This is a genomic window from Streptomyces sp. NPDC005752 (genome assembly GCF_040630715.1).
Classification (GTDB): domain Bacteria; phylum Actinomycetota; class Actinomycetes; order Streptomycetales; family Streptomycetaceae; genus Streptomyces.
In genome coordinates, this window is sequence record NZ_JBEXYB010000004.1 from 172,730 (window position 1) to 194,209 (window position 21,480).

Annotated in this window: 20 protein-coding genes; 7 read left to right on the top strand and 13 right to left on the bottom strand. The window is 71.3% G+C overall.

All coding sequences use genetic code 11. The annotated features are described in order from the left end of the window. Positions 1 to 81 precede the first annotated feature (81 nt). From gdhA to ABZ441_RS05270, 5 genes are all read right to left on the bottom strand, one after another. Positions 82 to 1,461 carry an NADP-specific glutamate dehydrogenase gene (gdhA, locus tag ABZ441_RS05250; RefSeq protein ID WP_358968606.1) on the bottom strand — a complete coding sequence of 460 codons (1,380 nt, stop codon included), beginning with the start codon at positions 1,459 to 1,461 and terminating at the stop codon, positions 82 to 84. A 295-nt stretch (positions 1,462 to 1,756) separates the two neighbouring features. Further along, on the bottom strand, positions 1,757 to 2,440 hold the full coding sequence (locus ABZ441_RS05255) for an ABC transporter ATP-binding protein (protein ID WP_358968608.1): 684 nt from the start codon (positions 2,438 to 2,440) through the stop codon (positions 1,757 to 1,759). Between the two features lie 48 nt (positions 2,441 to 2,488). Then, positions 2,489 to 3,955 (bottom strand): ABC transporter permease, encoded by a 1,467-nt coding sequence (locus tag ABZ441_RS05260; RefSeq protein WP_358968610.1) that lies wholly within the window; start codon positions 3,953 to 3,955, stop codon positions 2,489 to 2,491. A 149-nt stretch (positions 3,956 to 4,104) separates the two neighbouring features. Further along, positions 4,105 to 5,376 (bottom strand): Ig-like domain-containing protein, encoded by a 1,272-nt coding sequence (locus ABZ441_RS05265; RefSeq protein ID WP_358968611.1) that lies wholly within the window; start codon positions 5,374 to 5,376, stop codon positions 4,105 to 4,107. 181 nt (positions 5,377 to 5,557) lie between these two features. After that, on the bottom strand, positions 5,558 to 5,959 hold the full coding sequence (locus ABZ441_RS05270) for a hypothetical protein (protein ID WP_205018522.1): 402 nt from the start codon (positions 5,957 to 5,959) through the stop codon (positions 5,558 to 5,560). 108 nt (positions 5,960 to 6,067) lie between these two features. On the opposite strand from ABZ441_RS05270, the gene ABZ441_RS05275 reads away from it, so the two are divergent. Beyond that, positions 6,068 to 6,388, top strand: a complete 321-nt coding sequence (locus ABZ441_RS05275; RefSeq protein ID WP_358968614.1) for a hypothetical protein — start codon at positions 6,068 to 6,070, stop codon at positions 6,386 to 6,388. 61 nt (positions 6,389 to 6,449) lie between these two features. Here the strand turns inward: ABZ441_RS05275 and hutH are convergent, their stop codons facing one another. From hutH to ABZ441_RS05300, 5 genes are all read right to left on the bottom strand, one after another. Then, positions 6,450 to 8,000, bottom strand: a complete 1,551-nt coding sequence (gene hutH, locus ABZ441_RS05280) for a histidine ammonia-lyase (protein ID WP_358968616.1) — start codon at positions 7,998 to 8,000, stop codon at positions 6,450 to 6,452. Between the two features lie 55 nt (positions 8,001 to 8,055). Beyond that, positions 8,056 to 9,222, bottom strand: coding sequence for a GGDEF domain-containing protein (locus ABZ441_RS05285; protein WP_358968618.1), 1,167 nt, complete (start codon positions 9,220 to 9,222; stop codon positions 8,056 to 8,058). Between the two features lie 73 nt (positions 9,223 to 9,295). Further along, positions 9,296 to 10,108 carry an enoyl-CoA hydratase-related protein gene (locus ABZ441_RS05290; RefSeq protein WP_205018518.1) on the bottom strand — a complete coding sequence of 271 codons (813 nt, stop codon included), beginning with the start codon at positions 10,106 to 10,108 and terminating at the stop codon, positions 9,296 to 9,298. Between the two features lie 71 nt (positions 10,109 to 10,179). Beyond that, a complete protein-coding gene (locus ABZ441_RS05295; RefSeq protein ID WP_358968621.1) occupies positions 10,180 to 11,370 on the bottom strand; it encodes an adenylate/guanylate cyclase domain-containing protein in 1,191 nt (396 codons plus the stop codon). 163 nt (positions 11,371 to 11,533) lie between these two features. Further along, positions 11,534 to 12,403 (bottom strand): biotin--[acetyl-CoA-carboxylase] ligase, encoded by an 870-nt coding sequence (locus ABZ441_RS05300; RefSeq protein ID WP_358968623.1) that lies wholly within the window; start codon positions 12,401 to 12,403, stop codon positions 11,534 to 11,536. A 174-nt stretch (positions 12,404 to 12,577) separates the two neighbouring features. On the opposite strand from ABZ441_RS05300, the gene ABZ441_RS05305 reads away from it, so the two are divergent. The 4 genes from ABZ441_RS05305 (at position 12,578) to ABZ441_RS05320 (ending at position 15,213) form a co-directional block, all read left to right on the top strand. Further along, on the top strand, positions 12,578 to 14,158 hold the full coding sequence (locus ABZ441_RS05305) for an acyl-CoA carboxylase subunit beta (protein ID WP_358968625.1): 1,581 nt from the start codon (positions 12,578 to 12,580) through the stop codon (positions 14,156 to 14,158). A gap of 15 nt (positions 14,159 to 14,173) precedes the next feature. Next, the gene (locus ABZ441_RS05310; protein ID WP_031092852.1) at positions 14,174 to 14,380 is read left to right on the top strand and encodes an acyl-CoA carboxylase epsilon subunit; all 207 of its coding nucleotides are present in this window, start codon (positions 14,174 to 14,176) and stop codon (positions 14,378 to 14,380) included. Between the two features lie 72 nt (positions 14,381 to 14,452). Next, the gene (locus tag ABZ441_RS05315; protein WP_275588306.1) at positions 14,453 to 14,581 is read left to right on the top strand and encodes a hypothetical protein; all 129 of its coding nucleotides are present in this window, start codon (positions 14,453 to 14,455) and stop codon (positions 14,579 to 14,581) included. A 20-nt stretch (positions 14,582 to 14,601) separates the two neighbouring features. After that, complete coding sequence (locus ABZ441_RS05320) at positions 14,602 to 15,213, top strand: nucleoside triphosphate pyrophosphatase (RefSeq protein WP_358968629.1); 612 nt, start codon at positions 14,602 to 14,604, stop codon at positions 15,211 to 15,213. A 25-nt stretch (positions 15,214 to 15,238) separates the two neighbouring features. Here the strand turns inward: ABZ441_RS05320 and ABZ441_RS05325 are convergent, their stop codons facing one another. Next, positions 15,239 to 15,679, bottom strand: coding sequence for a hypothetical protein (locus tag ABZ441_RS05325; RefSeq protein ID WP_358968631.1), 441 nt, complete (start codon positions 15,677 to 15,679; stop codon positions 15,239 to 15,241). Positions 15,680 to 16,045: 366 nt separating this feature from the next. Here ABZ441_RS05325 and ABZ441_RS05330 point away from each other — a divergent pair, with 366 nt between their 5' ends. Together ABZ441_RS05330 and ABZ441_RS05335 are read left to right on the top strand one after the other, a co-directional pair. Next, a complete protein-coding gene (locus tag ABZ441_RS05330; RefSeq protein WP_358968633.1) occupies positions 16,046 to 17,800 on the top strand; it encodes a biotin carboxylase N-terminal domain-containing protein in 1,755 nt (584 codons plus the stop codon). Between the two features lie 91 nt (positions 17,801 to 17,891). Beyond that, complete coding sequence (locus ABZ441_RS05335) at positions 17,892 to 18,515, top strand: helix-turn-helix domain-containing protein (protein ID WP_358968635.1); 624 nt, start codon at positions 17,892 to 17,894, stop codon at positions 18,513 to 18,515. Positions 18,516 to 18,746: 231 nt separating this feature from the next. Here the strand turns inward: ABZ441_RS05335 and ABZ441_RS05340 are convergent, their stop codons facing one another. Further along, entirely contained in the window at positions 18,747 to 19,715 is a 969-nt protein-coding gene (locus tag ABZ441_RS05340) for a DeoR/GlpR family DNA-binding transcription regulator (RefSeq protein ID WP_358968637.1), read from the bottom strand. A 121-nt stretch (positions 19,716 to 19,836) separates the two neighbouring features. Continuing rightward, positions 19,837 to 21,276 carry an NAD(P)H-quinone dehydrogenase gene (locus tag ABZ441_RS05345; RefSeq protein WP_358968639.1) on the bottom strand — a complete coding sequence of 480 codons (1,440 nt, stop codon included), beginning with the start codon at positions 21,274 to 21,276 and terminating at the stop codon, positions 19,837 to 19,839. Positions 21,277 to 21,480 lie beyond the last annotated feature (204 nt).

The window sequence follows — 21,480 nt, forward strand, 5'->3', positions numbered from 1 at the left end:
CTTTGCGTACACATACCTCCCCCGGCGGGCCTCCGCGCGACCCCGGGGCCCGGTACCGTCCCGGGCCCCGTTGCGGCAGGGTCAGATCAGGCCCTGGGCCAGCATGGCCTCCGCGACGATCTCGAAGCCCGCGATGTTGGCGCCGACCACGTAGTTGCCCGGGCTGCCGTACTTCTCGGCCGTCGTGTGGCAGGAGTCGTGGATGTGGCGCATGATCTGCGCGAGGCGCTCCTCCGTGTGGGCGAAGGTCCACGAGTCGCGGGACGCGTTCTGCTGCATCTCCAGGGCGCTGGTGGCCACTCCGCCCGCGTTGGCCGCCTTGCCGGGGGCGAAGGCGACGCCCGCCTTCTGGAAGACGTGGACGGCCTCGGGGGTGGTGGGCATGTTGGCGCCCTCGGCGACAGCCTTGACCCCGTTGCGCACGAGGGCGAGCGCGTCGGCCTCGTGGAGTTCGTTCTGGGTGGCGCAGGGCAGGGCGACGTCCACGGGGACGCTCCAGACGCCGGTGCCCTCGACGTACTTCACGTGCTCGCCGCGCCGCTCGGCGTACTCGGAGATCCGGCCGCGGCCCGTCTCCTTGATCTCCTTGAGCAGGTCGAGGTCGATGCCCTTCTCGTCGACGACGTAGCCGCCCGAGTCGGAGCAGGTCACGACGGTCGCGCCGAGCTGCTGGGCCTTCTCGATGGCGTAGATGGCCACGTTGCCGGAACCGGACACCGAGATGCGCTGGCCGTCCAGGGACTCCCCGCGGACGCGCAGCATCTCGGCGGTGAACAGGACGCAGCCGTAGCCGGTCGCCTCGGTGCGGGCCTGTGCGCCTCCCCAGCCGAGGCCCTTTCCGGTGAGCACTCCGGACTCGTAGCGGTTGGTGATCCGCTTGTACTGGCCGAAGAGGTAGCCAATCTCCCGGCCGCCGACGCCGATGTCACCGGCGGGCACGTCGGTGTACTCGCCCAGGTGGCGGTGGAGTTCCGTCATGAACGACTGGCAGAACCGCATGACCTCGGCGTCGGACCGTCCCTTGGGGTCGAAGTCCGCGCCGCCCTTTCCGCCGCCGATCGGCATGCCGGTGAGGGCGTTCTTGAAGATCTGCTCGAAGCCGAGGAACTTCACGATGCCGAGGTTGACGGAGGGGTGGAAGCGCAGTCCGCCCTTGTACGGGCCGAGTGAGCTGGAGAACTCGACGCGGAAGCCGCGGTTGACGTGGATGTCGCCGGAGTCGTCCGCCCACGGCACCCGGAAGATGAGCTGACGCTCGGGCTCACAGACGCGCTCGATGATGCGGGCGTCGACGAACTCCGGGCGCTGTGCCAGCACGGGGCCCAGGGTTTCGAGGACCTCGCGCACCGCCTGGTGAAACTCGCCCTCGCCCTGGTTGCGCCGCAGGATCTCCGCGTAGAGCGGCTCGATGACGCGGTTCTCGGCGTTGTGCGGGGTGAGGGAGTCGGAACTGGCCGGCATCTGATCAAGACCTTCCGTGGGGTGGGCTCGTGTGCTCCGGCGCTCCCTGTCCCCGGAGCCGCCACCGGCCCGTGGGGGCCGTCGCACCCGGCAAGTCTCGCAGCGCGGCACGGCCCCACCCGGGCGACATCCACATAGTGGCCACGGTTGTTCACCCCCGGCACGGGTCCTTCAGGCCTGTACACCCGCTCCCGGGCAGGGCGGAGGGTCCGCGGGGCACAGGTGTCACGGAGCCGTACGCGTGGCGAACCTCACAGCCGGAGGAGGACGGCTGTGAGGTTCACGCGGCCCGGGTTCAGGCCGCCGCGTTCTCCGTCACGGTGACTTTGCCCTTGCGGATGGTCGCCACCCTGGGCGCCTTGCGGGCCAGGGAGCTGTCGTGGGTGACCATCACGAAGGTCAGCCCGTGCTCCTTCCACAGCCCGTCGAGCAGGTCCATGATCTCGTCGCGCATGGACTCGTCGAGGTTGCCGGTCGGTTCGTCGGCGAGCAGCACCTTCGGCCGCTTCACCAGCGCGCGGGCGATCGCGACGCGCTGCTGCTGGCCGCCGGACATCTCGCTCGGCAGGTGGGTGGGACGGTCGCCGAGGCCCACCGACTCCAGGGCTTCGGCGGCACGCTCGCGGCGGGTCCTCGCACCGAGGCCGAGGGGGACCAGCGCGGTCTCCACGTTCTCCTGGGCGGTGAGCGTCGGAATCAGGTTGAAGCTCTGGAAGACGAAGCCGATGGACTCGGCCCGGACCTTGGTGAGCCGGGACTCGGGAAGCCTGGCCAGGTCGACGCCGTCGAGCTCGATGGTGCCGGAGGTGGGCCGGTCGAGCCCGCCGAGCATCTGCAGCAGCGTGGACTTGCCCCCGCCGGTCGGTCCCTGGATGACGAGTCTGCCGCCGTCCTCGATGGTCAGATCGACGCCGGCGAGCGCGTCGACGGGATTCTTGCCGCGCATGTAGCGCTTGGTGACGCCCTTGAGCTGGTACACGTGTGGACTCCTGCTGCTACGTACGGGAAGGGGTGGGGCGGGGCGGTGTCACGCGACGCGGCGCAGCGCGTCGGCCGGCCGCAGCCGGGAGGCCCGCCAGCCGCCGAAGGCTCCCGCGACGAGGCCGCCGGCCACCGCGAGGGCGACGGCGACGAGGATCGTGGTGAGGGAGACCGGTGCGGTCAGCGCGATGCCGAGGGTCTTGGACGCGGTCTGCCGGCCGGAACCGCCGCCGCCCATCGGGCCGCCGCCCATGCCGCCGCCTCCGCCGCCCGTGGAGCCGAGCTGGGCGGTGAGGGTGGGGCTGACGGCGGTCACGCCGTAGGCACCGGCGAGCCCGACGGCGATACCGAGGACGCCGCCCATCAGGCCGTTGACGAGGGCTTCGCCGATGACCTGCCGGGTGACGCGTCCGCTCTTCCAGCCGAGGGCCTTGAGGGTGCCGAACTCCCGCACGCGACGGCTGACCGCGGAGGAGGTCAGCAGGCCCGCGACGAGGAACGCGGCGACGAGGACGGCGATCGAGAGCCACTTGCCGACGCTGGAGGCCAGGTCGGAGGCGGTGGAGAGGGAACCGGACACCGTGTCGGCGAGGTCGGCGGAGGTGGTGACCGTCGTACCGGAGACGTTCTTCTGGATGGCGGCCTTGACGGTGTCGATCTGCTGGGAGTCGGCGGCCTGGACGTAGACCGTGGTGACCGTGTCCTCGGCGTCGGCGACGGTCTGCGCCTGCTTCAGCGGGATGTAGACGTTGGCGGCCGCGTCACCGCTGTCCGCCGTGGAGACGCCCACGATCTTGTACCCGGTGCCGGAGACGGTGACGGTCTCGCCGACCGCGAGCTCCTTCTCCTTGGCGTAGGCGGAGTCCACCACCGCGACCTCGGCATCGGTCTCCGTGGACTTGAAGGTACGGCCCTTGGTGATCTTGGAAGAGGTCAGCGGGCCGAGGCCCTGCCGGGTGACGTCGGTGCCGTACACGGTGAAGGAGTTGACATCGAAGGAGGCGCCACCACCCTCGACCCGGCCCTGCGGCTGGCCTCCGCCGCCCTGGCCGCCGCCGGGGCCGCCCTGGCTCTGTCCCGGGCTCTCGTCCTGCTTGAACTCGCCGCGCTTGAACTGGCCGTCGACCTTCATGACCGTCAGGCTCAGCCCGCCGACGGCGTCCGCGACACCGTCCTGCTCGCCCACCTCGTCGACGGTGGCCGCCGCCAGTGTCTGGAAGCCCTGGACCATGACCCGGTCCGTGCTCTGGGTCGCGTCGTCGTCCTCGGCGTCGAACTCGAACCGGGGACGCTCGGTGCCTCCGGAGCCCTGGGCGGCCGCGGCCTTGGTCACCGTCATGTCCGTGCCCAGGCCGTACAGCGATTCCAGGACCTCGTCCTGGGCCTTGCTCATGCCGGCGGAGACGGAGCTGACGATGATGACCAGCGCGATGCCGAGGGCGAGCCCCGAGGCGACGACGAGCGCCGCCTTTCTGCGGCGGCGCAGCTCGCGCCGGAGGTAGGTGAAGAACATGGCGCGAAGATATGGAGCGGGCGTGATGAGGAGTTAAGTCTCCGATGAGAGCGGGATGAGAACCCTGGCGGCGCGCCTACGCCGAAGGCGGCGGCACCCGGAGGAATCCGGGTGCCGCCGCCTTCGGAGGGGAAAGGGCGCGGTCGGGATCAGGCGGCGGTGTCCGCCGTCCACTCCGACCAGCTCATGTTCCAGCCGTTGAGGCCGTTGTCGGGGGCGATGGTCTTGTCCGGGGAGTTCTTGACGACGACCACGTCGCCGAGCAAGGAGTTGTTGTACAGCCAGGCGGCCGGCGTGTTGGCGTCGTCCGCGCCCTTCGTGTCGGACAGGCCGACACAGCCGTGGCTGGTGTTCGCGCTGCCGAAGATCGACTTGGCGCCCCAGTAGTTGCCGTGGATGAAGGTGCCCGACGTGGACAGCCGCATGGCGTGCGGCACGTCCTTGATGTCGTACTCGCCCTTGCCGTCGTCGTCCGTGAAGCCGACCGTCGAGCCGTCCATGCGGGTCTCCTTGAACTTCTCGGAGATCACCATCTGGCCGTTGTACGTCGGGTTCTCGGAGGAACCGGCGGAGATCGGGATGGTCTTGACCGTCTTGCCGTCACGGGTGACGGTCATCGTGTGCGCCTTGGCGTCCACGGTCGAGACCTGGTTGCGGCCGACCTTGAAGGTGACCGTCTTCTGCTGCACGCCGACGACGCCGTCGGCGCCCTCGACACCGTCCAGGGCCAGCTTCAGCGTGACGGTGGAGCCGCCCTGCCAGTAGTCCTCGGGGCGCAGGTCGAGGCGCTGGTTGTTGAACCAGTGGCCGACGACTTCCTGGCCGCTGCTCGACGTCACCTTGATGCCGTCCTGGACGGCCTTCTTGTTGCTGATCGCCTTGTTGAAGTTGATCGAGACCGGCATGCCGACGCCGACGGTGGAACCGTCCTCGGGCGTGAAGTTGCCGATGAAGCTGTTCTCGGGCGAGACCGTGGTGAAGGAGCTGTTGGCGTGCGCCTCGCGGTCCTTGGAGTCGGACGCCGTGGCGCTGATCTTGTACGTCGTCGAGCGCTCGAGCTGGCCGCCGGGCTTCCAGCTGGAGCCGTCGGCCGCGAGGGTGCCCTCGACGGCGTCGCCTTCCGCCGTGGTCATGGTGACCTCGGTCAGCTTGCCCTTGGCGACGGTGACCATCGCGGCGTTGTTGATGCTCGCGTTGGTCGCCCCGTTCTTCGGCGCGATCGTTATCTGAGCCTCGGAGGTGTCCTTCGCGGCCGCCTCGTCCACCTGCGACTGTGACGTCTTCGAGCTGTCGGCGCTCGCACCTGGTGCGCTGCCGCCGTCGTCGCTGCACGCCGAAAGCACCATTACGCCGCCGAGCAGTGCGGACGCGGCCATGAGGCCCTTGCGCCGCTTGCTGTCCGTCATCACACGCTTCTCCATCGTTGCCGATTCCCCAAGATCCCCGGACAGGGTCGCCCGACGGCGGTTCCCCGTCAATGTTCCAAGAACACCGCGACCGGGTCTTCCGTTCCACATCTGCCGGAGATGTGGGGAACACCACTCATCGACGCACCCGGGACCGCGGCGGTTCCCACCGTCTTCGAGACGTGACCCGCGGGCGTCAGCGTTGCGTGTTCCCGCCGCCTTCTTCGTCGTCCGTCTCATTGTCCTCGATCCCGTAGTAGGCCTCGTCCCCGTCGTCTCCGGCGGCCCAGTCCTCGGCGTCGGGGTCGTAGTCGACCGTCTCGCTGCTCCATGAGGCCTGGGCGAGCTCGACCCCGGGCACCTGGCTGACCAGATCGAACGGGTCGATCAGTGAGGCGAGGGCTTCCGCTCCGTCTTCCCTGACGGCCTCCTCGGCATGCGTGCGTTCCTCGGCGGACTCGTCGGCGGAGGAGCCGGATGTGGTGAAGTCGGCGGCGATGCTCTCCAGCGCCGTTCCGGTCAGGGCGTCCGCGTCGGTGATCTGCAGCACCATCTCCACGCGAAGCCGAACAAATGAGGGTGTCTCCGAAGTGCTCATACGCCGGAGCGTAAGGCCCCCTGGACCTGTGGCTTTCCTCCGACCCGCTCCCATGCTTAGCATCGGCCCACAGAGCTGAACGATGGTTGTCGCAAGGGGATCGATTCTGTGTCCATGGCTCGTCGCACGCTGCTGACCACGACAGCGGCAGGCACTCTGCTCTGCGCCCTCTGGTTCGTCCCGTCCGCCAACGCGAACGACGAAACAGGAGCGCCGGGGGGATCCACCGAATCGTCCGCCGCTTCCTCCGCCGAGGCCGGAGGGGCCTTTGGCACGGGGGAGTCCGCCTCCGAGGAGAGGCTCGCCGACACCGGGGCGGGCGTCGACACGACTCCCTACCTCGTCGGCGGCACGGCCTCCCTGTTCGTCGGCGCGGGCTTCGTCGCGTACTCCGTGCGCCGGGGCGGCACGCGGGTCAGCGGGATCTGAGGTACGCCGGGAGCCGCCGCAGCCCTCACCGGTGCGGCGGCTCCGCGGACGCGTAACGCGCTCAGGCCAGCGGGCCGGTGACCGGCTCCACCGCCTCGACCAGCTTCCCCTCCCGTACGAAGGTGTCGGTGGCGGCCAGGTCCGGGGCGAGGAAGCGGTCGGGGCCCGGCCCCTGGACCCCGGCGGCCCGCAGGGCGCGGATGACGGCCTGCGCGGCGGGCCCGGGGGTCAGCCCCTCGGCCTCGCGCAGTTCGACGGCCCGCGTGGCGGCGTACAGCTCGACGGCCACGATCCGCGCGAGTCCGGAGACGGCGGTGCGGAGTTTCCGCGCGGCCGACCAGCCCATGGAGACGTGGTCCTCCTGCATGCCGGAGGAGGGGATCGAGTCGACGGACGCCGGGACCGCGAGCCGCTTCAGCTCGCTGACCAGGGCGGCCTGCGTGTACTGGGCGATCATGAGTCCGGAGTCGACGCCGGCGTCGTCGGCGAGGAACGGCGGCAGGCCGTGCGAGCGGTTCTTGTCCAACAGCCGGTCCGTGCGGCGCTCGGTGATCGACCCGAGGTCGGCGGCGGCGATCGCCAGGAAGTCGAGGACGTAGGCGACGGGCGCGCCGTGGAAGTTGCCGTTGGACTCCACGCGGCCGTCGGACAGCACGACCGGGTTGTCGACGGCGGAGGCCAGCTCACGGTCGGCGACGAGCCGGCCGTGCGCGAGGGTGTCGCGTCCGGCGCCGTTGACCTGGGGGGCGCAGCGCACGGAGTAGGCGTCCTGGACCCGGGGGGCGGCGTCCTGATGGTGGCCGGTGAGGCCGGACCCGGCGAGGACCCGCAGCATGTTGTCGGCGGAGACGCCCTGGCCGGGGTGCGGGCGGATGGCGTGCAGTTCCGGGGCGAGGACACGGTCCGTGCCCAGGAGCGCCTCCAGGGACAGCGCGGCGGTGACGTCCGCCGCGGTGTAGAGGTTCCCCAGGTCCGCGAGGGCCATCACGAGCATGCCCAGCATCCCGTCGGTGCCGTTGAGGAGGGCGAGGCCCTCCTTCTCGCGCAGTTCGACGGGGGTGATGCCGTGCGCCGCGAGGAGTTCGCCGGCCGGCCGTACGGTGCCGTCGGGGCCCTCCGCCGTGCCCTCGCCCATCAGGGTCAGGGCGCAGTGCGAGAGCGGGGCGAGGTCGCCGGAGCAGCCGAGCGAACCGTATTCGTGCACGACGGGGGTGATGCCCGCGTTGAGTACGTCGGCCATGGTCTGCGCGACCTCGGGGCGTACGCCGGTGTGGCCGGAGGCGAGCGTCTTCAGCCGCAGGAACATCAGCGCGCGGACGACCTCACGCTCGACGTGCGGGCCCATGCCGGCCGCGTGCGAGCGGACGATGTTGCGCTGCAGCTGCGCCCGGAGGTCCGGGCTGATGTGACGGCCGGCCAGGGCGCCGAAGCCGGTGGAGACGCCGTAGACCGGCTCGGGCTTGGCCGCGAGAGCGTCGACGACCTCGCGTGCGGCGGAGAGCGCCTCGACCGCTGCCGCGGAGAGCTCGACCCGGGCGCCCCGACGGGCCACGGCGATGACGTCCTCGGCGGTCGTACCCGACGTCCCCACCACGACTGTATGCATATCCATATTCAGAAGCCTACGGACTGAAAGCCGCCATGTCACCAGTCGCGCGGCCGCCCCCTCACCGATCGCCACCGGGGTGATTGCCCCGCAGCCTGCGGCGGTCGTGCGGGGACCTGGGCGGGGAGTCGGCCAGCCGGATCACGTCCCCGTCGCGCCCCGCGACCACCGGCCTGCGGGAGTGCGCGGCCTTCGCCTGGTACTGGGCGGCGTCCGCCAGCCGGAAGATCCGGCGTGCGGACCGGACCGGGCCGATGTCGTCACCCGTGGACGCGACCCCGCAGGCGACCCCGTCGCCGAACTCCAGGGCGACGGCCCGTACGCAGAGCTCCTCCGACACCCGCACCACGTCGTCCGCCTCCGGGCCGACGGCCAGCAGGCAGAACTCGTCCCCGCCCAGGCGGGCGCACAGCGCGCCGGGGAGCATCGCACCGCAGAGGGAGAGCACGGAGCCGAAACGTTCCAGCAGCCGGTCGCCGACCGCGTGGCCGTGCGTGTCGTTGACCGCTTTGAGGCCGTTCAGATCGCAGACGACCAGGCTGACCACCGCACCCTCGGCGCGATGCCGCTCCAAGGCGCCGTCGAGGTGGAGGTCGACGGCCCTGCGGTTGGCGAGTCCGGTCAGCGGGTCGGTGAAGGCCAGCTTGCGGACCTCCTCGAGCCGTTCGGTCTGCGCGATGCCCGCCGCGACGACGGCGGCCAGCACGGTCGCGAAGTCCGCGTCGTCCCGGTCGAAGACCGGCACCCCCGCCGGTCGGGCCACGTACAGCTCCCCCCAGGCCCGCCCGTGCAGGACGATCGGAGCCACCACGCAGCAGCCACGTCCGCGCCGGCGCAGCGCCGCCACCCGCTGGTGGCAGTAGGGCCGGGCGCCCCGGGCCGGCGCACCGGCGCCCGGAGCGCCGTCGGCGGTCTCCACCCAGGCGTCCGGCTCACCGCCGCCCGCCCAGCGCTCGTGCAGGAACTCGGTGATCTCCGGGAACTGGTGCACCGGGTAGGCCTCGCTCTCGGGGTACTCGTCCTCCCCCTCGGCCCTCTCCCCCGCGTTCACCAGCACCCGCAGCCTGCCCTGCTCCCGCTCCCACACGGAGAGGGCGGCGAAGCTGCCGCCCAGCGCCTCGCACGCCCCCGCCGCGGCGGCATGCCAGGACTCGCGCGGGGTGTAGGCCGCCGCCATCGTCTGCGCCAGCGCGACCACGGCGCGCAGCCGCGCATCATCACAGCCCATCGCCCCACCTTAAGGACTTTTGGGTTGATTTGATCAGTTGACGGCGCTGATGATCTTCAGATCGCCCCCCGGCTCACTCGCCGGGCCAGTCGGGCTTCCGCTTCTCGTTGAACGCGGCGACACCCTCGGCGCGGTCCCCGGAGAAGGCCACGGACCGCCAGGCGGCGTCCTCCACCTCGAGCCCCGCCCGCAGATCCAGCCCCTGCCCCAGCCGCAGGGCCCGCTTGGCGGCCCGGAGACCCACCGGGGAGTTCGCCGCGATCCTGCCGGCGAGGGCCAGCGCCTCCTCCCGGTCCCGGCCCGCCTCGACCAGTTCGTCGACCAGGCCCAGCTCGCGCGCCTCGGCCGCCTCCAGCCGCCGTGCGGTGAAGACCAGCTCGGCGGCGCGCGCCGCGCCGACCCGGCGGGGCAGAAGCTGCGTACCGCCGCCGCCCGGGATGACCCCGACGGACACCTCGGGCAGGCCCACCACGGCCGTACGGTCGGCCACGATCACGTCGCAGGCCAGCGCGAGCTCGAAGCCGCCGCCGAGGGCGAAGCCGTGCACGGCTGCGATCACCGGCATCGGCAGCTCCAGGACGCCGGTGTACGCGGCCCGTGCGGTGGGCCGCTGCCGCACGAGCTCGGCGTCGGTGAAGGAGTTCCGCTCCTTGAGGTCCGCCCCCACGCAGAAAGCCCGCTCATGGCTGGAGGTGAGCACGGTGGCGCGCACCCCCTGGTCGGCGGCGAGCGCGGCACAGGCGTCCGCGACGGCGCGCGCCATCGCGGTGCTCACCGCGTTCATGGCCTTCGGCCGGTCGAGCACCAGCTCGGCGACGTGGTCCTGCCCCTCGTGCCGCCGTACGACGACGAACTCCCCGAACCTCTGCTCGGACGTGACACCCATGACTGCACCCCTCCGGTTAACGAGCGTTACCGGGATCCTAGGGGTGTCCGCCCGGCCCGTCCCGCGTCCGCTCAGGAGGCCGGCTTGCCCCGCCGGGCCAGCAGCCACGGTTCGACGACGCCCAGCCCCCGCACCGGCCGCTGCCACATCGGCTGCAGTCCGAAGCGGTACGTCGGCAGCGGTGGCTCCTCGTCGGGGCGGCGGCCCGCCTTCTCCGCCAGCCGGGCCCGCTCGGCGACAGCCGCGGTCTCCTCGGCCTCGGATGCGGGAGCGTCGCCGTTCCTGATCAGCTCGGCGGCGAACGCGCCGTCCACCAGTACGGCGTCCTTCGGCGCTATCGACGTGAGGCGGCTGGCCAGATTGACCGTCGTGCCGAACACGTCGCCCATGCGCGTGGTGACCGTGCCGAAGGCCATGCCCACGCGCAGGGCGGGCATCGTCGTGTCCTGGGCCATCGCCTCGACCAGCCGGAGCGCGATCTCACCGGCCGTCCCCGCGTCGTCCGCGGCGAAGAGGACCTCGTCGCCCAGCGTCTTGATGAGGCGCCCGCCGTGCGCGGCGACCAGGTCCGCCGACGTCGTCTCGAAGGCCTCGACGAGCTCGCCGAGCTCCTCCTCCTCCAGCCGCCGGGTCAGCCGGGTGAAGCCGACGAGGTCCGCGAAGCCCACGGCGAGCCGCCGGTCGACCATCTCCTCGTCGTCCGCCGCCTGCACGACACGGCCGGTGGCGGCCGCGAGCTGGCGCCGCCACACGTAGACCAGGAATTCCTGCAACTCGGGCAGGAGCAGCTCGACCAGCGGATACGTGACCTCGGTGCGGGTCATGCCAGGCTCGGGGGGCTCCGTCAGCCCCTCCAGGAAGGAGTCGATCTGCCACTCGGCGAGTCGTGCGGTGGTCTGTCCGGTCGACCGGGCCACCTGGATCGCCATCGGCTCGCTGAGCAGCCCTGCCTCCACGAGACCCGCGAGTCGGCGCAGTGCCAGGACGTCGGCCTCGGTGAGCGCCTTGGCCTGGCCGATGTCGGCGAAGCCCATGGCCCGCCAGAACCGGGACGCCAGGTCCATGGAGACCCCGGCGGTCCTGGCCGCCTGGAACGGCGTGTAGCGGCGGTCGGCCCCCAGGATCAGGGCTTCCAGCCGGATGGCGAGGGGATCGTCCGTCGGTTCGGCCGTGTGGTCGACCTCGTGATGCGGTGTCGAGTGGACGGACGGTCCCGACGAGGGCTCCGCGCCGTCGTCGGAGTTCGTGTCGTCGACGGTCACCGGCCGCCTCCTGCCCGTTCCCTGCGCACTGCCCTGCCGATCTGTCGCTGGATCGCCTCAACGATACGGCAGGTGTGCCCTGGCTCACGTCCCCGGTGGCGCGGTTCTCGCCGATCCGGCGCCCTCCACCCGCGTGACATCACCCGTATGCCGGGACGCGTCATCAGGTGAGCCCTCCCTCCTCCCCGCGCAGGTGAACGATGTCGCCGGCCGACACGGGCTCCTGGAGCCCGTCGCCCGTGGACAGCACCAGCCGTCCGTCGCCGTCGATCGCGACGGCCTCGCCGACGAGGGACCGGTCGCCGGGGAGTTCGGCCCGCACCGTCCGGTCGAGCGTGGCGCAGCCCGCCGCGTAGGCCGCCTGGAGCCCGCTCGCGGCGGCGTCGCCGTTCGCCTCGCGCCACCGCCCGTACCACTGCTCCAGTGAACGCAGGACGGCCCTGAGCAAGGTCTCACGGTCGGTGGAGGCGGCTCCGGCGAGCGCCAGCGAGCCCGCGTGCGGGGCGGGCAGCTCGGCCGTGCGCAGCGACACGTTGAGGCCGATGCCGATGACGACGCCCTCCCCGGCGCGCTCGGCGAGGATGCCGCCGGTCTTGCGTTCCGTCCCGCCGATCGTCACGAGCAGGTCGTTGGGCCATTTCAGTGCCATGTCGACGCCGGCCGACTGTGCGAGGCCGGTGGCGGCCGCCACACCGGTCAGCAGCGGCAGCCATCCCCAACGCTCGGCGGGTACGCCGCCGGGGGTCAGGTAGACGGAGAGGAAGATGCCCGAGCGGGGCGGAGCCGTCCAGCTCCGGTCGAGCCGTCCGCGGCCCGCGGTCTGCTCCTCGGCGACCAGCACCGTGCCCTCCGCCAGGCCGCCGCCGGCGGCCCGTGCCGCGAGGTCGGAGTTGGTGGAACCGGTCGCGTCCACGACGTCGAGCGAGGTCCACAGACCGTCGGGCCTCAGCAGCCCGCGGCGCAGCGCGGCGACGTTCAGGGGCGGCCTGTCGAGGTCCGACCAACGGTTGTGCGGCGCATCGGGAGGTGTCATGCAACCCACATTAGGTGTGGCCAACGACGCACTGCCGAACCGTATCCGCGCCGATACGCTACGGGTCAGTAGCCAACACAAGCCGGCGAGCAGGTAGCCGTCGAGCACACATGGGTCCAGCACCTCACTGGATGTACCAGCCGTCCCCGTGACCAGGCAGGGAGCCGCCACCCGATGTCCGAGCCGCAGAGCGACATCCACACCACCGCGGGCAAGATCGCGGACCTGCAGCGCCGTATCGAAGAGGCCACACACGCAGGTTCCGCCCGTGCCGTCGAAAAGCAGCACGCGAAGGGCAAGTTGACCGCCCGTGAGCGGGTCGAGCTCCTGCTCGACGAAGGGTCGTTCGTAGAGCTCGACGAGTTCGCACGGCACCGGTCCACCAATTTCGGCATCGAGAAGAACCGCCCCTACGGGGACGGCGTCGTCACCGGTTACGGCACGGTCGACGGCCGTCCCGTCTGCGTCTACTCGCAGGACTTCACGATCTTCGGAGGCTCGCTCGGCGAGGTCTACGGCGAGAAGATCGTCAAGGTCATGGACTTCGCGATGAAGACCGGCTGCCCGGTCATCGGCATCAACGACGGGGGCGGCGCGCGCATCCAGGAGGGTGTGGCCGCACTCGGGCTGTTCGCCGAGATCTTCCGCCGCAACGTGCACGCGTCGGGTGTCGTCCCGCAGATCTCCCTGATCGTCGGGCCGTGCGCCGGCGGCGCGGTCTACTCCCCCGCGATCACCGACTTCACGGTCATGGTGGACCAGACCTCGCACATGTTCATCACCGGGCCGGACGTCATCAAGACGGTCACCGGTGAGGACGTCGGCTTCGAGGACCTGGGCGGCGCCCGCACGCACAACACCACGTCAGGCGTGGCGCACCACATGGCGGGTGACGAGAAGGACGCCATCGAGTACGTCAAGTCGCTGCTGTCCTACCTCCCGTCGAACAACCTCTCCGAGGCGCCGGCCTTCCCGGAGGAGGCCGACCTGGAGACCACGGACCAGGACCGCGAACTCGACACCCTCATCCCGGACTCGGCGAACCAGCCGTACGACATGCACACCGCGATCGAGCACGTGCTCGACGACGACGAGTTCCTGGAGACGCAGGCACTGTTCGCGCCGAACATCATCACCGGTTTCGGGCGCGTGGAGGGCTTTCCGGTCGGCATCGTCGCCAACCAGCCGATGCAGTTCGCCGGGTGTCTGGACATCGACGCGAGCGAGAAGGCGGCACGCTTCGTCCGCACGTGCGACGCGTTCAACGTGCCGGTCCTCACCTTCGTCGACGTGCCCGGCTTCCTGCCCGGTGTCGACCAGGAGTACGGCGGCATCATCCGCCGCGGCGCCAAGCTGATCTACGCGTACGCGGAGGCGACCGTCCCGCTGATCACCGTGATCACGCGCAAGGCGTTCGGCGGCGCGTACGACGTCATGGGGTCCAAGCACCTGGGCGCCGACCTGAACCTGGCCTGGCCGACCGCGCAGATCGCGGTGATGGGCGCGCAGGGCGCGGTGAACATCCTGCACCGGCGCACGATCGCCGCGGCCGAGGACCAGGACGCCACCCGCGCCGGGCTGATGGCCGACTACGAGGACGCCCTGCTGAACCCGTACGTCGCGGCCGAGCGCGGTTACGTCGACGCGGTGATCATGCCCTCCGACACCCGGGCGCACCTCGTGAAGGGCCTGCGCCAGCTGCGGACGAAGCGCGAGTCGCTGCCGCCGAAGAAGCACGGCAACATCCCCCTCTAACCACCGGGAGCCACCATGATCAAGGTCGTACGGGGCAATCCGACCCCAGAGGAGCTCGCCGCGGCCCTCGCCGTGGTCCGGGCGCGCGCGGCGGCGGTGGCCGCGGAGCCGTCAGGTGCTCCGCTGCCGCCCGAGCAGTGGTCGGACCCGGGCCGGATCGCCCGCCGGGGCGCTCTGCGGCCAGGTCCCCGCTCGTGGGCGCGGACGTACTGGCCGTCCTGAGGGAGGCCCCCGTGCGGCGCTTGAGTACGCGTACTCAGGCGCCGCAGCCGTCTCCGGAGCACCATCGGAACCATGCTGTGGTCCGATCCTGAGAACAAGCCGCCGAAGGAACTGCGCGACGCCCAGGACATGCTCCGCCGCGCGGGGCTGGTGCTGGCACTGGCCATGGTCGTGGCGATGTTCGTCCTGGGCACCCGTTGAGGTCACCGGCCGCGCCTACGATGGCGGGTATGACTGATCAGCGCCGTCTCGTGCTCGCCTCCGCGTCCCCCGCCCGTCTCGGTCTCCTGCGCCAGGCCGGTTTCGCCCCCGAGGTGATCGTGAGCGGTGTGGACGAGCACGCGCTCACCGCTCCGACCCCGGGGGAGCTGGCGCTCGTCCTGGCCGAGGCGAAGGCCGCCGCGGTGGCGGCCCGCCCCGAGGCCGCGGGCGCACTGGTCATCGGCTGCGACTCCGTGCTGGAGCTGGACGGCGAGGCGCTCGGCAAGCCCGCCGACAGCGAGGAGGCCATCGCCCGCTGGAAGTCCATGCGCGGCCGGCCGGGCATCCTGCAGACGGGGCACAGCGTCATCGACACCGCCACGGGCCGTACGGCGTCGGCGACCGAGTCCACCGTCGTCAGGTTCGGCGAGCCGACGGACGCCGAGGTGGCGGCCTACGTCGCTTCGGGTGAGCCGCTCCACGTCGCCGGAGCGTTCACCCTGGACGGCCGCTCGGCCCCCTTCGTCGAGGCGATCGAGGGCAGCCACGGCAACGTGATCGGGCTCTCGCTGCCGCTGCTGCGCCGGCTGCTGGGCGAACTGGGCTTCTCCGTGACCGACTTGTGGGTCTGACCGGATCCGGCGGCCGCCCCCGGCGTCACACCGGCGCCGGAGCTCCTTCGGTACCGGCCTTCCCTGCCACCGGACCGGGCCGCTCGTACGCCACCAGGGTCAGCACGATCAGCGCCAGGACGACCATCAGGAACGCGAAGGCCGCCCAGCCGATCAGACCCACCGCCAGGGCGCCCAGCACCCCGTGGACGACCGCGCACGCGATGAGGGTGATCCGGCCGAAGCGGCCCGGTGACCGGTCGCGTATCCCGGCCAGCAGCGGTATCAGCCCGCAGAGCACGAGCAGGACCCCGGAGACACCGCCCATCACCCACGTACCGGTGACCATGGCGTCCGGGTCCATTCCGGCCAGGGACATGCTCTGGTTGTCCGCGACCGTCGCGAGGACGCCGTTGACGAGCACGATGCCCACGGCTTCCGCGAACAGAACGATCGCGGTCACGAAGGCCACTGGTCTGCGCACCACTGCGCCACCCCCTGTTACCTGTAGTACGTCCGGTACAGCGCGGACCCTACTAATCGGTAATGCTTCGGACAAGAGGAGGCGCACCGTGTGCGCCGCCCCGTGGCCGAGGCAAAGATTCCCTCGGCCGTTCGTAGGGAGTCCACAAAGAAACGCCGCGCGCCGTTGACCGTCCGGACAGAGACTTGGGCCACACTTCGTGGCTACTGTGCGGTTCAGGAACCCGGCGTACCGTGGTGCGACAAGGGATTTCGCGACTCGAGCAAGCCTCGGATCACACTCCGTGTGGGCAAGTTCACTATTGGGGACGGGTCGTACGGCCGTGTCGGTAGTCCCTAAACTCAGCTTGTTCTCAAGGAGGGAGTCATCGTGCGCAAGGTGCTCATCGCCAATCGTGGCGAAATCGCTGTCCGCGTTGCTCGGGCTTGCCGGGATGCCGGAATCGGGAGCGTAGCCGTCTACGCCGATCCGGACCGGGATGCTCTGCATGTGCGCGCGGCCGACGAGGCGTTCGCTCTGGGCGGTGACACCCCGGCCGCCAGTTATCTGGACATGGCCAAGGTGCTCCAGGCCGCGAAGGATTCGGGGGCCGACGCGATCCACCCCGGTTACGGCTTCCTGTCGGAGAACGCGGAGTTCGCCCAGGCGGTGCTGGACGCGGGTCTGACATGGATCGGGCCGCCGCCGCAGGCGATCCGGGACCTGGGCGACAAGGTCGCGGCCCGCCACATCGCGCAGCGCGCGGGGGCCCCGCTGGTGGCCGGCACGCCGGACCCGGTGAGCGGTTCCTCCGAGGTCGTGGAGTTCGCGGAGAAGAACGGTCTGCCGGTCGCGATCAAGGCGGCGTTCGGCGGTGGCGGGCGCGGGCTGAAGGTGGCCCGCACGCTGGAGGAGATCCCGGAGCTGTACGACTCCGCGGTCCGCGAGGCCGTCGCGGCCTTCGGCCGGGGCGAGTGCTTCGTCGAGCGCTACCTCGACAAGCCGCGGCACGTGGAGACGCAGTGCCTGGCCGACACGCACGGCAACGTCGTCGTGGTGTCCACCCGTGACTGCTCGCTGCAGCGCCGCCACCAGAAACTGGTCGAGGAGGCGCCCGCGCCCTTCCTGTCCGAGGCGCAGAACGCGGAGCTGTACGCGGCCTCGAAGGCGATCCTGAAGGAAGCTGGCTACGTCGGTGCCGGCACCGTCGAGTTCCTGGTGGGCGTGGACGGCACGATCTCCTTCCTGGAGGTCAACACCCGTCTCCAGGTCGAGCACCCGGTCACCGAGGAGGTCACCGGCCTCGACCTCGTGCGCGAGATGTTCCGTATCGCCGACGGTGAGGAGCTCGGCTACGGCGACCCCGCCGTACGCGGGCACTCCTTCGAGTTCCGGATCAACGGCGAGGACCCGGGCCGCGGCTTCCTCCCGGCTCCCGGCACCGTCACCCTGTTCGCCCCGCCCACCGGTCCGGGTGTCCGCCTGGATGCCGGTGTGGAGAGCGGCAGCGTGATCGGCCCGGCGTGGGACTCGCTGCTGGCCAAGCTGATCGTGACCGGCGCGACCCGTGAGCAGGCGCTGCAGCGTGCCGGGCGTGCGCTGGCCGAGTTCACCGTCGAGGGCATGGCCACCGCCATCCCCTTCCACCGTGCGGTGGTGGCCGACCCGGCGTTCACCTCGGACCCCTTCCAGGTCCACACCCGGTGGATCGAGACGGAGTTCGTCAACGAGATCGCGCCGTTCACGGTCCCCGCGGACCAGGACGCCGACGAGGACTCCGGGCGCGAGACCGTCGTCGTCGAGGTCGGCGGCAAGCGCCTCGAGGTCTCCCTGCCCTCCTCGCTCGGCATGAGCCTGGCGCGCACCGGTCTCGCGGCCGGCGCGAAGCCCAAGCGGCGCGCGGCCAAGAAGGCCGGCTCCGCCGCCTCCGGCGACACCCTCGCGTCCCCGATGCAGGGCACGATCGTGAAGATCGCCGTCGAAGAGGGCCAGGAGGTCAAGGAGGGCGACCTGATCGTCGTCCTCGAGGCCATGAAGATGGAGCAGCCCCTCAACGCCCACCGCGCGGGCACGGTGAAGGGGCTCGCGGCGGAGGTCGGCACGTCGGTGTCGTCCGGCGCCACGATCTGCGAGATCAAGGACTGAGCACCCGCTCTTCCCGCACTGGGGGCCCGGCAGCTGCCGGGCCCCCAGTGGCATCCTTGGGACGCGGAGCGGACACCAGGAGGACAGGGCGATGGCGATCAGCACGGCACCGACACCGGCCAGGCCGATGCGCGCCGACGCGCGCCGCAACCACGACCGGCTGCTGAGCGAGGCGCGTACGTCCTTCGCCGCCCAGGGCACGGACGCCTCGCTGGAGGACATCGCCCGGAAGGCGGGCGTCGGCATCGGCACGCTCTACCGGCACTTCCCGAACCGTCAGGCCCTCATGAACGCGGTGTTCCAGGAGGCGCTGAGCGCTCTGCTCGACCGTTCCCGTGAACTGGCGCACGCCGGCCGGCCGTGCACCGCACTGGTGGAGTGGCTGGGCGCGATCATCACCCACGCGGGTGAATACCGGGGTCTGGCCCAGGCGCTCATGTCGGCCTCCGGGGACGAGACATCGGCCCTGACGTCCTGCCACGTGCCGCTGCGTCAGGCGGGCGCGCAACTGCTCGCGCGGGCCCAGTCGAGCGGCTCGGTGCGGGCCGACGTGTCGATCGACGACCTGCTGCAACTGACGAACGCGATCGCGCTCGCCGCGGAGCAGACACCGGCGGATCCGGCTCTGGCCGACCGTCTGCTGCGGCTGACACTCCGCGGGCTGAAGGCCGACCCCGCCGACGGCCCGCAGTTGTCGCCCCCGCCCGGCGGCTGAGGACGGCTTCGGCCGAGCGCCCCTCACGCCTGAAGGCGTCCAGGCTGCTGCGGATCTCACACCTGACGGAGTCCCGCCCGCCGGGACCGTCCCACGGCCTTGAGCATCCCGCGGCTCAGGGCACACCCCGGCCGGGGCATCCCCGCGGCCGGGGACGGCATGCGGCTGAGGGCTCCGTGTGGCTGAGGGCTCCCTACAGCTGCGGGCGCCGTGCGGCGCCCCGCGCTCGGCCTACCGGCGCCGCATGTCAGCGACCCGGCCCACCGGTCCCTCCGCCAGCGCGGCCGCGCTCCGGAGCTGTGGCCCGAGCCCTCCCGGAGCACCGTGGCCGCCCTGGGTGCGCCGCTGGCCCGGCAACGGCATGTCCTGTCGCGGCCGGCGCCCCGGCGGCGTGGGGTCACCGGCAGCGGACTCCGTGTCGGGCCCCGCCACCGTGATCTCCACGCCCTGGTCGGCCAGAGCCTGCAACTCCGTGGCCGCACGCTCGTCGTGGACCGGTGGCTCGTCCGTCACCAGGCGGGTGATCAGCTCCGTGGGCACCGTCTGGAACATGGTGTCGGAACCGAGCTTGGTGTGGTCGGCCAGGACCACCACCTCGGCCGCGGCCTGCACCAGGGCCCGGTCCACGCTCGCCGAGAGCATGTTGGACGTGGACAGCCCGCGCTCCGCGGTCAGACCGCTCCCGGAGATGAAGGCCCGGCTCACCCGCAGCCCGTGGAGGGACTGTTCGGCACCGCTGCCGACGAGCGCGTAGTTGCTCCCGCGCAGGGTGCCGCCCGTCATCACCACTTCCACCCGGTTGGCATGGGCCAGCGCCTGGGCGACCAGCAGGGAGTTGGTGACCACGGTCAGACCGGGCACCCGCGCGAGCCGGCGGGCCAGCTCCTGCGTGGTCGTACCGGCGCCGACCACGATGGCCTCGCCCTCGCCGACCAGTCCGGCCGCCAGGTCGGCGATGGCCGTCTTCTCCGCGGTGGAGAGATGGGATTTCTGCGGAAAGCCGGACTCCCGCGTAAAACCGCCCGGCAAGACCGCACCGCCGTGCCGGCGGTCGAGGAGTCCTTCTGCCTCCAGTGCCCGCACGTCCCGCCGTACGGTCACTTCGGAGGTCTGGACGACGCGGGCGAGCTCACGGAGCGATACCGCCCCGTTGGCGCGCACCATTTCGAGGATCAATTGACGACGTTCTGCAGCGAACACGAAACTGACAGTAACGTGGCCGCGGGTTGCTTTTCAGCAGTTTGCGCCGAATAAGAGAAGTTGTACTCAGGCGGGACCCCCCGGTGGTATAGGGGCCCGCCGTCGCCAGGAGCAGGTCGTGCTACGCCTCGCCCGTGCTCTTACGGGTGTGCAACTGCCGGGCCACCTCGGCGATCGAGCCGGACAGGGACGGATACACGGTGAACGCGTTCGCGATCTGCTCCACCGTCAGGTTGTTGTCGACGGCGAGAGAGATCGGGTGGATCAGCTCACTGGCCCTCGGCGCGACGACGCACCCGCCGACCACGATGCCGGTGCCGGGCCGGCAGAAGATCTTGACGAAGCCGTCCCTGATGCCCTGCATCTTGGCGCGCGGGTTGCGCAGCAGCGGCAGCTTCACGACACGGGCGTCGATCTTGCCGGAGTCGACATCGGCCTTGCTGTAACCGACGGTGGCGATCTCCGGGTCGGTGAAGACGTTCGCGGAAACCGTCTTGAGGTTCAGCGGTGTCACCGCGTCGCCGAGGAAGTGGTACATCGCGATCCGGCCCTGCATCGCCGCGACCGAGGCCAGGGCGAAGATCCCGGTGACGTCACCGGCCGCGTAGACGCCGGGGGCGCTGGTGCGGGAGACCCGGTCGGTCCGGATGTGCCCGGACTCCTTGAGCAGCACCCCGGACTCCTCCAGCCCCATGCCCGCGGTGTTGGGGATCGCGCCGACCGCCATCAGGCAGTGGGTGCCGGAGATGACCCGGCCGTCGGCCAGCGTGACCTCGACGCGGTCGCCGACGCGCTTGGCGGACTGGGCGCGGGAGCGGGCCATGACGTTCATGCCGCGGCGCCGGAAGACGTCCTCCAGGACGGCGGCCGCGTCCGGGTCCTCGCCCGGGAGCACCCGGTCACGGGAGGAGACGAGCGTCACACGCGAGCCGAGCGCCTGGTAGGCACCGGCGAACTCGGCTCCGGTGACACCCGAGCCGACCACGATGAGCTCCTCCGGGAGCTCGTCGAGGTCGTACACCTGGGTCCAGTTCAGGATGCGCTCACCGTCGGGCAGGGCGTCCGGGATCTCCCGGGGGTGGCCGCCGGTCGCGATCAGCACCGCGTCGGCGGTGAGCCGCTCCTCGGTCCCGTCGGCGGCGGTCACCACGACCTGGCGGGAGCCGTCGGCGGCCTGGAGGCCGTCCAGCCGGCCGCGACCGCGCATGACCCGGGCGCCCGCGCGGGTGACGGACGCGGTGATGTCGTGGGACTGGGCGAGCGCGAGGCGCTTGACCCGTCGGTTGACCTTGCCGAGGTCGACGCCGACCACCCGGGCGGCCTGTTCCATGTGCGGGGTGTCGTCGGCGACGATGATGCCGAGCTCCTCGTAGGAGGAGTCGAAGGTGGTCATCACCTCGGCCGTCGCGATCAGGGTCTTGGAGGGCACGCAGTCGGTGAGGACGGACGCGCCGCCGAGACCGTCGCAGTCGACGACGGTCACCTCCGCGCCGAGCTGGGCGCCGACCAGTGCCGCCTCGTAGCCGCCGGGGCCGCCGCCGATGATCACGATCCGGGTCACGAAATGTCCGCCTCGCGTGGTGTCATCCCACGGCCGTCTGCCGCCCCGGCCGGGGGTCCGGGGGATCGCCCCGGCGTATGCAGTACGTAATTCATTCTCCCGCACGCGCCAAGCTGCTTCGCCCCGGGGCCCTCCATACGGGAACGGGGACGGCCCGGGCACGGCCTCCGGCTCCCCGCGGACCCCCCACGACCGGGGGTCGTC